The 10,919-nt window shown below is 62.7% G+C and carries 11 protein-coding genes; 8 read left to right on the forward strand and 3 right to left on the reverse strand.

From position 1 onward, the window contains the following. Nucleotides 1-582, reverse strand: a 582-nt coding sequence (locus KBT70_RS05285) for a LuxR C-terminal-related transcriptional regulator (RefSeq protein WP_296629482.1), incomplete at its 3' end; no start/stop codon positions are given. A gap of 227 nt (nt 583-809) precedes the next feature. Between KBT70_RS05285 and KBT70_RS05290 the strand changes: the two genes are divergently transcribed. From KBT70_RS05290 to KBT70_RS05310, 5 genes are all read left to right on the forward strand, one after another. Further along, entirely contained in the window at nt 810-2,018 is a 1,209-nt protein-coding gene (locus KBT70_RS05290; protein ID WP_296629483.1) for an aminotransferase class V-fold PLP-dependent enzyme, read from the forward strand. A 12-nt stretch (nt 2,019-2,030) separates the two neighbouring features. Next, nucleotides 2,031-2,972 carry a CoA ester lyase gene (locus tag KBT70_RS05295; protein ID WP_296629484.1) on the forward strand — a complete coding sequence of 314 codons (942 nt, stop codon included), beginning with the start codon at nt 2,031-2,033 and terminating at the stop codon, nt 2,970-2,972. Between the two features lie 44 nt (nt 2,973-3,016). After that, a complete protein-coding gene (locus KBT70_RS05300) occupies nt 3,017-4,207 on the forward strand; it encodes a malate--CoA ligase subunit beta (RefSeq protein WP_296629485.1) in 1,191 nt (396 codons plus the stop codon). Next, the gene (sucD, locus tag KBT70_RS05305; RefSeq protein ID WP_206018408.1) at nt 4,207-5,088 is read left to right on the forward strand and encodes a succinate--CoA ligase subunit alpha; all 882 of its coding nucleotides are present in this window, start codon (nt 4,207-4,209) and stop codon (nt 5,086-5,088) included. Before KBT70_RS05300 ends, sucD begins: the two co-directional genes overlap by 1 nt. Nucleotides 5,089-5,238: 150 nt before the next feature. Beyond that, nucleotides 5,239-6,288, forward strand: a complete 1,050-nt coding sequence (locus tag KBT70_RS05310) for a zinc-dependent alcohol dehydrogenase family protein (protein WP_296629486.1) — start codon at nt 5,239-5,241, stop codon at nt 6,286-6,288. Nucleotides 6,289-6,581: 293 nt separating this feature from the next. On the opposite strand, the gene ndk is transcribed toward KBT70_RS05310, so the two are convergent. Then, nucleotides 6,582-7,004, reverse strand: coding sequence for a nucleoside-diphosphate kinase (gene ndk, locus KBT70_RS05315; RefSeq protein WP_296629487.1), 423 nt, complete (start codon nt 7,002-7,004; stop codon nt 6,582-6,584). A gap of 135 nt (nt 7,005-7,139) precedes the next feature. Here ndk and KBT70_RS05320 point away from each other — a divergent pair, with 135 nt between their 5' ends. From KBT70_RS05320 to KBT70_RS05330, 3 genes are all read left to right on the forward strand, one after another. Further along, nucleotides 7,140-8,987, forward strand: coding sequence for an ABC-F family ATP-binding cassette domain-containing protein (locus KBT70_RS05320; RefSeq protein ID WP_296629488.1), 1,848 nt, complete (start codon nt 7,140-7,142; stop codon nt 8,985-8,987). Between the two features lie 83 nt (nt 8,988-9,070). Further along, the gene (locus KBT70_RS05325; RefSeq protein ID WP_296629489.1) at nt 9,071-9,697 is read left to right on the forward strand and encodes a MarC family protein; all 627 of its coding nucleotides are present in this window, start codon (nt 9,071-9,073) and stop codon (nt 9,695-9,697) included. A 17-nt stretch (nt 9,698-9,714) separates the two neighbouring features. Beyond that, the gene (locus KBT70_RS05330) at nt 9,715-10,293 is read left to right on the forward strand and encodes a TIGR02281 family clan AA aspartic protease (protein ID WP_296629490.1); all 579 of its coding nucleotides are present in this window, start codon (nt 9,715-9,717) and stop codon (nt 10,291-10,293) included. Nucleotides 10,294-10,336: 43 nt separating this feature from the next. On the opposite strand, the gene KBT70_RS05335 is transcribed toward KBT70_RS05330, so the two are convergent. Beyond that, on the reverse strand, nt 10,337-10,919 hold a 583-nt coding region (locus tag KBT70_RS05335), incomplete at its 5' end, for a dihydrolipoamide acetyltransferase family protein (RefSeq protein WP_296629491.1).

Raw genomic sequence — 10,919 nt, forward strand, 5'->3', positions numbered from 1 at the left:
TTGGTAAATCGCCTTGAGGTAATACTTGACCGTATTCTCCGAGAGCCCCAGCCGCGCCGAAATCTGGAAATTCGTGAGCCCATCCACCAACAGCCCCAATATCTCATGCTCGCGCCGGGTCAGGCTATCCCCCTGCTCGCCCATCAACCGCTTGAGGATTTCCACCGGCAGGATGCTGTGCCCCTCGACCAGATGGCCCAGCACGCGCGGCAGGCTGCTCAGAACCTGCCCCATCATGCAGACCGAATGCGCGCCCGCCTTCACCGCCGTGCGGATGAATGCAAACTCGGCCTCTTCGGCCACCACCACCACCATCACACGCGGATGATCGCGCCGCAGCATCTCCAGCACCCGGCCCAGATCGGCATCCGCCAGCCGCACCCCCAGAACAAGGATCACCCGCCCCGGTCGCTCGCCCAGCGCCTTGCGCAGGCTTGCAAGGTCCGTGGCAAACGGGCCAAGCCGCACCGCCGCAATCTGCGCCACCAGCGATCCCAGTCCCTGACAGACAATCGCCTGCCGGTCGGCCACGATCACCTCGGGCACGTCCAATGCTGCGTCCTCAACGGTCGCGTCTTCCATGTCTCGCACAGTCTCCTCCTCCTGCACCCTTATACAAGACCAAGGAACTTCCTGAAATCAAACGATTTTTCAGAATGCAACGGCATACCGCCGCGCCCCCACCGGGTAGGATGCCCCTACCCGCCGGGGCTATGCGCCCCTCGCATGGCCGCGCTTTTCCATGCGCGCGGGCATTACGACATGCCGCCGCCCACCGCATAAAGGGCCAAGCCTGAAGGAGGACAGACATGAACGGCCATTCGCATCTTTTTATTCCCGGACCCACCAATGTGCCTGACGAGGTGCGCCGCGCGATGAATATCCCGATGGAGGATATGCGCGCGCCAGACTTTGGCGATTTCATCCTGCCCCTGCTGTCGGATCTCAAAAAGGCGTTCCGCCTGACCCATGGCCGCGTCTTCGTCTACCCGACCTCCGGCACCGGCGCATGGGAGGCGGCAATCTCCAATACGCTCAACACCGGCGACCGCGTGCTCATGTCGCGTTTCGGTCAGTTTTCAATGCTTTGGGTCGATATGGCCGAGCGTTTGGGCCTCGATGTCGATCTCTGCGAGGTGGACTGGGGCAAGGGCGTGCCGGTCGAGGACTACGCCGCGAAACTCGCCGCCGACAAGGCGCACAAGATTAGGGCCGTCTTTGCCACCCATAACGAGACCGCGACCGGCGTCACCTCCAACATCGCCGCCATTCGCGCGGCTCTTGACGCGGCAAACCACCCCGCGCTCCTTTTTGTGGATGGTGTCAGCTCGATCGGCTCGATTGAATTCGAGATGGAGGATTGGGGCGTCGATCTCGCCGTCGCAGGATCGCAAAAGGGCTTCATGCTCCCCGCCGGTCTGGGCCTTCTGGGCGTCAGCGACAAGGCGCTCGCCGCCCATGAGCGTGCCAAAATGCCGCGCTGTTATTTCAGCTTCGCCGACATGATCAAGCTGAACGACACCGGCTATTTCCCCTATACCCCCGCCACGCAACTCCTGCGCGGCTTGCGCTGCTCGCTCGACATGCTGCTCGCGGCTGGCATGGAGAGTGTGTGGGACCGTCACCACCGCCTCGCCACCGGCGTGCGCGCCGCGATTGCCGAATGGCAGGGCTGCCGCCTTGTGGCCCATGGCCCGGAATGGCACTCCGACACCGTGTCAGCCATCTACACGCCCGAAGGCGTCGATGCCCGCGACGTGATCGCCACCGCATATCACAAATACCAGACCTCGCTCGGCTCGGGCCTCGCCAAACTCGCGGGCCGCGCCTTCCGCATCGGTCACTTGGGTTCGCTCAACCCGGTGATGCTCTGCGGTGCGATTTCGGCCGCTGAAATGGCGCTCTGCGATGCCGGGGCTGCGATTGAACCGGGCTGCGGCATCGCCGCCGCACAGGAACATTTCCGTGCCTCCACCCCCACCCGGCAGGCGCGCCTCGCACCCGCCCGCGCCGCCTGATCGGGGACTTACATGAGCTACACGCTTCACCCGCTGAAAAAGCAACGCCTGCAACGCTCGGAACTCGCCGTGCCCGGCTCCAGCCCGTCGATGATCGACAAGGCGGCGGATTCGGACGTCGATTACATCTTCTTTGACCTTGAGGATGCCGTCGCCCCCCCCGACAAGGTGCAGGCCCGCGCCAATATCATTCAGGCGCTCAACGACATCGACTGGAAAGCCAAGGGCAAGACCATCTCCATCCGCATCAACGGGCTCGATACCCATTACATGTATCGCGACGTGGTCGAGATTGTGGAACAGGCAGGTCAGCACCTTGACACAATCCTCGTCCCCAAGGTGGGCGTGCCCGCCGATCTCTACACCGTCGAAACCATGGTCAGCCAGATCGAGACGGCGATGGGCTTTACCCACCGCATCGGCCTTGAGGCGCTGATTGAAACCGCCCTCGGCATGGCCAATGTCGAGGCGATCGCCGCGGCCCCCGGACGGCTCGAAGCGCTGCATTTCGGCGTGGCCGATTACGCCGCCTCCAACCGCGCCCGCACCGTGGTGATTGGCGGCCTCAACCCCGATTACCCCGGCGACCAATGGCACTTCGCGCTCAGCCGCATGACCGTCGCCTGCCGCGCTTACGGCCTGCGCGCCATCGACGGACCGTTCGGCGATTTCTCCGACCCCGACGGCTACACGCTCAGCGCCAAACGCGCCGCCACCTTGGGGATCGAGGGCAAATGGGCCATCCACCCCAGCCAGATCGCGCTCGCCAATGATGTCTTCTCGCCCCCCGAGGCCGAAGTCACCCGCGCCCGCCGCATCATCGAAGAACTGCGCAAGGCCGAAGCCCAAGGCAAAGGGGCTGCCAGCCTCGACGGCAAGATGATCGACGCCGCATCCGAACGCATGGCCAACAACGTCATCAGTGTCGCCGACGCCATCGCCGCCAAAGGCTGAGGGCCAAACCAACAAAGGCCAACCAGAAAAGGGAGGACTACCAAATGGATATCCACGAATTCCAGGCCAAGGAACTCTTGAAACGCTTTGGCGTGCAGGTGCCGCGCGGCGGCATCGCCTATAGCCCCGAACAGGCGGTCTACCGCGCCTCCGAGCTTTCCGGCGACCGTTGGGTGGTCAAGGCCCAGATCCACTCCGGCGCGCGCGGCAAGGCAGGTGGCGTGCGCATCTGCAAGAACGAGACCGAGATTTCCGAGGCCGCGCACTGGATGCTGGGCCGGATGCTCGTCACCCATCAGACCGGCCCCCAAGGCAAACTCGTGAGCCGCCTCTATATCGAAGAGGCCACCAGCATCGCGCAGGAAATCTATCTGGCCTTCGTGATGGACCGCAAGGAAGAGCGCGTCGTCGTCGTGGCCTCCGGTCAGGGCGGCATGGAGATCGAGGAAATTTCCGCGCAACAACCCGAGTCGATCATCCGCTCGGTGGTCGATCCGGCGGTGGGCATGCAGGCGTTTCAGGCCCGCGAAATCGCCTTTTCCCTCGGCCTTGACGCCGCCCTCATCCCGCAGGCGGTCAAGACCATCATCGGCTGTTACAAAATGATGGAGGAAACCGACGCCAATATGGTGGAAATCAACCCATTGGTCGTGAGCCAGTCCGGCGAAATCATGGCCCTCGACGCCAAGGTCAGCTTTGACGACAACGCCCTCTTCCGCCGCCCCGAAATCTCGGAACTCCGCGACAAGAGCCAAGAGGACCCGCGCGAAACCTTCGCAGGCGACCGTGGCCTCAACTACATCGGGCTTGAGGGCGAAATCGGCTGCATCGTCAACGGCGCAGGGCTCGCCATGGCCACGCTCGACATGATCAAGATGGCGGGTGGCGAACCGGCCAACTTTCTCGACGTGGGCGGCGGCGCCAGCCCCGAGCGCGTGCTCATGTCCTTTCGCGCCGTGCTCAACGACCGCAATGTCGAGGCGATTCTCGTCAATATCTTCGCAGGCATCAACCGCTGCGACTGGATCGCCGAGGGCGTCATCCGCGCGGTGCGCGAATTGAACCTCACCCTGCCGCTCGTCGTGCGCCTTTCGGGCACCAATGTCGAAGAGGGCCGCAAGCTGATCGCCGAAAGCGGCCTGCCGATCCTGACCGCCGAAACCCTGGCCGAAGCCGCCGATCTGGTGGTCCGCGCCTGGTCCGACACCAAAACCACCGTCAAGGGAGCCGCATGATGGCCATTATCATCGACAAGAACAGCCGCGTTCTCGTGACCGGCCTCACCGGCCGCATCGGCAGCTTTCACACTCAGGACATGATCAACCACGGCACCAACGTCGTGGGTGGCGTGACCCCCGGCAAGGGCGGCACCAAGCACAACGGCTTGCCCGTCTTCAACACGGTCAAAGGGGCCGTGGCCGAAACCGGTGCCGATCTCGTGATCTGCTTCGTCCCGCCCCCCTTTGCCGCCGACAGCATCATGGAGGCAGCAGATGCCGGTATCACCACCTGTGTCTGTATCGCCGACGGCATCCCCGCCAGCGACATGATCAAGGTCAAACGCTACATGCGCCGCTACAAGGCGGAAAAACGCATGCGCCTCATCGGCCCCAACTGCGCGGGCATCATCACCCCCGGTCAGGCCTTTGCCGGTCTCATGCCGCCGCATATCTACAAACCGGGTCGCGTGGGCATCATCGGGCGCTCAGGCACCTTGGGGTATGAGGCCGCCAGCCAGATGAAAGAGCGCGGAATCGGTGTATCCACCTCCGTGGGTATCGGCGGCGATCCGATCAACGGCTCGTCCTTCCGCGACATTCTGGAACTCTTCGAGAATGATCCCGATACCGACGCCGTGGTCATGGTCGGTGAAATCGGCGGCCCGCAAGAGGCCGAAGCCGCCGCCTATATCCGCGACCACATGACCAAGCCGGTGGCCGCTTATATCGCCGGTCTCTCGGCCCCCAAAGGTCGGCGCATGGGTCATGCCGGGGCCATCGTTTCGGCCTTCGGCGAATCGGCTCAGGAAAAGGTCGAGATCCTCTCCGAGGCGGGTGTCACAATCGTCCCGACGCCCTCCTCCTTTGGCGAGGTGGTCGAGCGTATGGTCGCCTGACCCGCCCGACCTTGGGGCCGCCTCTCCCTGTGGCGGCCCCGACCCTTCCCGGACCTTACAAAATCAGGTGTAGAACCTTACAAACCTTACAGGCTTGCACGCGCCAATCCCCGCCCCTAGGCTGCGCGAAATTTCAGCCATAGGTGCCCGATGCGCGCTGCCCTCCTGACCCGCTACAACACCCCCACAGAAATCACGAATGTGCCCGATCCCGAGTGTCCCCGCGACGGGGCGGTGATTGCCGTGCGCGCCTGTGGCGTCTGCCGCTCAGACCATCACGCGTGGAAAGGGGCCGATCCCGATGTCATCCTGCCGCATGTCATGGGGCATGAATTCGCGGGCGAAGTCCTTGAAATCGGGCCGGAATGTCGGGCCTATGCGGTGGGCGACAGGGTCACGGCCCCGTTCATTCTGGGCTGCGGCACCTGCCCCGATTGCCGGGGCGGCGAACCCACGATCTGCAACCATCAGCAGGTCATCGGCTTTACCGGCTGGGGGGCTTTCGCCGAACGCCTCGCCATCCCGCGCGCCGATTTCAACCTTGTGCATTTGCCCGACACCATGGGTTTTGCCGCCGCTGCCGGCATGGGCTGCCGCGTCACCACTGCCTTTCGCGCTGTGGTAGACCGGGCAAAAACTCAACCCGGTGAATGGCTTAGCGTCCATGGTTGCGGTGGCGTCGGCCTCTCGGCCATCATGATCGGCGCGGCAATTGGGGCCCGTGTTCTGGCCGTGGACGTCAACCCCGAAGCCTTGCGCATCGCAAAAACCCTCGGCGCAAACCTCACTCTTGATGCCAGCCAAACCCCGGATGTGGGTGCTGCGGTCCGCGACCTGACCGAGGGCGGCGCGCATGTGTCCCTCGACGCGCTCGGCATCACCGACACATTCCACAACTCCTTGAAAAGCCTTCGCAAACTTGGGCGTCATGTGCAAATCGGCATGCCCCTTGGCCGCCACGCGACCCCCGAATTGCCGCTGCTTGAGCTGGTCTATTCCCGCCAAATCACCCTTCACGGCACCCGTGGCATGGGGGCTGACCGCTTTGCCGCCCTTTTCGCCATGATCTCCGCCGGGCACCTTGACTCCGAACGCCTGATCACCAAACGCATCGGATTGTCAGGCCTGAATGACGCCCTTGCCGCCATGGACGGCTTTCAAGGCTACGGCGTCACCGTGGTGGACCATCTAAGCACCTGATTCGCCTTAGTTTCGCCACAATTGCGCCCTAGCTGCGCCGTGAAACTTACCGATCCTGTAAGGATAATCAAAGGTCAGGCCGTTCAAGGCTTGCCACCCCAAAATGGAGCAGTCCCATGCCACAGGCCACCCCCCCGAAAACCGGGGCCAAATCCGCGCCCCCGCAATCCGCGCCCCGACCGCAACCCACGTCAAATGCGGCACCGGTCTATCAGGATTACGCCAGCATCTGAGCAATGAAAAAGGCCGGATCCCAATGGGATACGGCCTTTTCCTAATCCATCACTTCAAGATCAGCCGACCAGTTCGAGACCCGAAAAGAAATAGGCGATCTCGACCGCTGCGGTCTCGGGCGCATCCGAACCGTGGACCGAATTCTCACCCACCGACTCGGCGAATTCCGCGCGGATCGTGCCGGCGGCTGCATCCGCAGGGTTGGTGGCACCCATCACTTCGCGGTTCTTGGCGACAGCGCCTTCACCTTCCAGAACTTGCACCACAACCGGGCCGGATGCCATGAATTCGCACAGTTCGCCGTAGAACGGCCGTGCTTTGTGCACCGCGTAGAAAACACCCGCCTGCTCCGGCGTCAGTTGAATGCGCTTTTGCGCGACAATGCGCAGACCCGCATCTTCGAACTTGGCATTGATCTTGCCGGTCAGGTTGCGCTTGGTCGCGTCGGGTTTGATGATGCTCAGCGTGCGTTCAACAGCCATTTCAGCCTCTTTTCCGTAGGTTTCACCGGCCCGGCCCCTTGCCCAACCGCGTTTTGTCGCGGGTCCGATAACATGCGCACCGTCCCTTGAAAAGCCGCGATTGACGGCGGCGCGCACATACGGCATGCGGGGGCCATGTTGAACATTGACGATATCACCTATTCGGTCGCGGGCCGCACCCTGATCGAAAACGCTTCTGCCTCCATCCCCGATGGCCACAAGGTTGGCATCGTGGGCCGCAATGGCACGGGCAAGACCACCCTCTTCCGCCTGATCCGGGGCGAATTGGCGCTGGAAGGCGGCAGCATCAGCCTGCCCTCGCGCGCGCGCATCGGCGGTGTGGCGCAGGAAGTGCCGGGAAATGCGGTCTCGCTCATCGACACAGTTCTGAGCTATGACACGGAACGCGCTGAACTCATGGAAGAATCCGAGCGTTCGACCGATGGCGCACGGATCGCCGAAATCCAGACGCGGCTGGCCGATATCGACGCCTGGTCCGCCGAGGCGCGGGCGGCCAGCATCCTCAAAGGTCTGGGCTTCACCGACGAAGAACAGCTTATGCCCTGCTCCGCCTTTTCCGGCGGCTGGCGGATGCGCGTGGCCTTGGCGGGCGTGCTCTTTTCACAGCCCGACCTCCTGCTCCTTGACGAACCGACCAACTATCTCGACCTTGAAGGCGCGCTGTGGCTGGAAACCTACCTCGCGCGCTATCCGCATACGGTGCTGATCGTCAGCCATGATCGCGGGCTCTTGAACCGCGCCGTGGGCTCGATCCTGCATCTCGAAGACAAGAAACTTACGCTTTATCAAGGGGGTTACGAGACTTTTGCGGAAACCCGCGCCGCCCGTCTCGCCGCCGCCGCCTCTGAGGCGAAAAAGCAGGACGCACGCCGCGCGCATCTCCAGAGCTTTGTCGACCGCTTCCGCGCCAAGGCGAGCAAGGCCGTGCAGGCCCAATCGCGCCTCAAGATGATCGCCAAGCTCAAACCGATCACGACGCCGCAAGAGGCGGCGCTCAAACGCTTTACCTTTCCGACGCCCGAAGAACTCTCGCCGCCCATCCTGCGGATCGAGAGCGGATCGGTGGGCTATGATGGCGTGCCGGTGTTGCGGCGGCTAAATCTGCGGATTGATCAGGATGACCGGATCGCCCTCCTTGGCCGAAATGGTGAAGGGAAATCCACACTTTCCAAGCTCTTGGCGGGCAAACTTCAACCAATCGAAGGGCAGTTGCACAAATCCTCGAAGCTGCGCGTCGGCTATTTCGCGCAGCATCAGGTCGAGGAATTGCACCTGGATGAAACCCCCATCGACCACATCCGCCGGATGCGTCCCACCGAAACGCCCTCCAAACTGAGGGCGCGTCTGGGGGGATTTGGCATCGGCGCGGAACAGGCGGAAACGCTGGTGGGCAAGCTCTCGGGCGGTCAAAAGGCGCGTCTGTCGCTGATGCTGGCCACGCTCGATGCGCCGCATATGCTGATTCTCGACGAACCGACCAATCACCTTGACATCGAGAGCCGCGAGGCGCTCGTAGAGGCGCTGACCGCCTATTCCGGGGCGATCATTCTGGTCAGCCATGACATGCATTTGCTGGGTCTGGTGGCGGATCGACTGTGGCTCGTGCGGGGTGGCGAAGTGGCCCCCTACGAGGGCGATCTGGAGAGCTATCGTGCCATGCTGCTCAGCGGCTCGGACACAGAAAAGCCTGCGGAAAAACCCAAGGAAATCAAAGCCAAAAAGCCGTCGCGTGATGCCATTCTCAAGCTGCGGCAGGATGTGAAACGCTGTGAAGAGCGCATCGCCAAACTTCAGGATATGGAGAGCAAGGTCGCCGCGAAGCTGGCCGATCCCGCGATCTATGACGACATCCACGGCCTGACCCAATGGCAAAAGAAATATGCCGAGATCGAAGATGGCCTGTCCCTCGCCGAAACCCTCTGGATGGAGGCATTGGAGCGGCTTGAGGCGGCGGAAACCTGAGAGCATGCGCCTCTGAGGGCGCAATCTTGGGCTGAGGGGAGTTTACTCTTGGCAATTCAGCCCGAAAATGGTGCAAGAGCCTTATGGATACCGCCTTTCTCATCACGGCCTTTGTCACGCTCTTCGTGATCATTGATCCCATCGGGATGACGCCGCTCTTTGTGGCGCTGACCCAAGGCATGAGCACGGCGCGGCGGCGCGCGATTGCCATTCGCGCCTGCATCACCTCGGCGCTGATCCTGATCCTCTTTGCCGCCTTGGGCGAGGCGGTGCTGGGTTTTATCGGTATCTCGATGCCCGCCTTTCGTATTGCAGGCGGCTTGCTCCTCTTTCTGACTGCGCTCGACATGCTCTTTGAACGGCGAGGCCAGCGGCGCAAGGGACAGGCCGACGCGGCGGAGGAAGAAGAGGGCGACGATCCTTCGATCTTTCCCATTGCCATCCCCCTGATTGCCGGGCCGGGGTCGATTGCCACGGTGATCCTCTTGGCCGGGCAAAAGCCGGGGGCCGAGGGGCTGGTCTGGGTCATCGGCGTGATGCTGTCGGTTATCACGCTGGTTTTCTTCATGTTTCTGACCTCTGGCCTCTTGGAGCGCGCGCTTGGCAAGGTAGGGATCAACGTGGTGACACGGCTCTTGGGGATGCTGCTGGCGGCCTTGGCGGTGCAATTCGTCCTTGACGGGTTGCGCGGCTTTGGTCTGGCGGGCTGAGCGCCTACATACCGGCCATGCAGGATTTTGATTTCGCCAGACTGACTTATCTCGTGATCCTTGGGTCCGTGCTCGTGGTCTGGTTCGTTGCACAAAACCGCGCCTCACTGGGCAAGCTGGCACAGCAGGCGCTGATCTGGGGGTTGATCTTTGTCGGGGCCTTGGCGGCGTTGGGCCTGTGGGACGATATTCGCCAGACGGTGCGCCCGATGCAGAGCGTGGTGTCGGGCGACCGGATCGAACTTCCGCGCGCGCCGGACGGGCATTACTACCTGACCGCCGAAGTCTCGGGGGTGCCGGTGCGTTTTGTCGTCGACACCGGGGCCAGCCAGATCGTGCTGAGCCAGAGCGATGCGGAACGGATCGGGATCGACACGGGGGCCTTGGCCTATTTGGGCCGCGCCTATACCGCCAACGGCGAAGTGCGCACCGCCCCCGTGCGCCTTGAGAGCATGACCGTTGGACCTGTGCGGCATGAGAACCTGCGTGCCGTGGTCAATGAGGGCGACATGGGTCAATCGCTGCTGGGGATGGACTATCTCCAACGCTTTTCCAGCATCGAGATCACCGGCGGGCGTCTGGTCTTGACCCGCTGAATGGCAAAGGGCGCGCCCCGACCATGGGCCGGGGCACCGATCTTCAGGCCAGCATCACCATCGGGCTTTCGAGGTTCTCGACGATCTTGCCCAGCAATTCCGCACCAAGGGCTCCGTCGATCACCCGGTGATCCACCGACAGCGTCACCGACATGACCGTGGCCACGGTCAATTCGCCATCCTTGCCCACCACCGGCTTTTGCAGCCCCGCACCAACGGCGAGGATCGCGCCATGCGGCGGGTTGATCACGGCATCGAAATTCTCGATCCCGAACATGCCGAGGTTGGAAATGGCAAAGGTTCCGCCCTGATATTCTTGCGGTGCCAGCTTGCGGTCGCGGGCGCGCTTGGCGAGGTCCTTCATTTCTGCCGAGAGGGCCGAAAGCGATTTCATCTCGGCATCTCTCAGCACCGGGGTGAACAGCCCGCCTTCGATGGCGACGGCAACGGCCACATCAGAAGGTTTGAGCCGCAGCACCTTGTCACCGGCCCAGACGGCATTGGCATTCGGCACCGCCTGAAGCGCGAGCGCGCAGGCCTTGATGATGAAATCGTTGACCGAGAGCTTGACGCCGCGCGGCTCCAACTGCTTGTTCAACTCGGCGCGGAATTTCATCAGCGCATCC

It is taken from the genome of Roseovarius sp. (genome assembly GCF_018066915.1).
In the GTDB taxonomy this organism is placed as follows: Bacteria; Pseudomonadota; Alphaproteobacteria; order Rhodobacterales; family Rhodobacteraceae; genus Roseovarius.

Excerpts from the sequence above, each read along its gene's own strand:
- KBT70_RS05300 (WP_296629485.1), top strand. The coding sequence starts at position 3,017 with ATGGATATCCACGAATTCCAGGCCAAGGAACTCTTGAAACGCTTTGGC.
- KBT70_RS05310 (WP_296629486.1), top strand. The coding sequence starts at position 5,239 with ATGCGCGCTGCCCTCCTGACCCGCTACAACACCCCCACAGAAATCACG.
- ndk (WP_296629487.1), bottom strand. The coding sequence starts at position 7,004 with ATGGCTGTTGAACGCACGCTGAGCATCATCAAACCCGACGCGACCAAG.
- sucD (WP_206018408.1), top strand. The coding sequence starts at position 4,207 with ATGGCCATTATCATCGACAAGAACAGCCGCGTTCTCGTGACCGGCCTC.
- KBT70_RS05325 (WP_296629489.1), top strand. The coding sequence starts at position 9,071 with ATGGATACCGCCTTTCTCATCACGGCCTTTGTCACGCTCTTCGTGATC.
- KBT70_RS05320 (WP_296629488.1), top strand. The coding sequence starts at position 7,140 with ATGTTGAACATTGACGATATCACCTATTCGGTCGCGGGCCGCACCCTG.
- KBT70_RS05330 (WP_296629490.1), top strand. The coding sequence starts at position 9,715 with ATGCAGGATTTTGATTTCGCCAGACTGACTTATCTCGTGATCCTTGGG.
- KBT70_RS05290 (WP_296629483.1), top strand. The coding sequence starts at position 810 with ATGAACGGCCATTCGCATCTTTTTATTCCCGGACCCACCAATGTGCCT.
- KBT70_RS05295 (WP_296629484.1), top strand. The coding sequence starts at position 2,031 with ATGAGCTACACGCTTCACCCGCTGAAAAAGCAACGCCTGCAACGCTCG.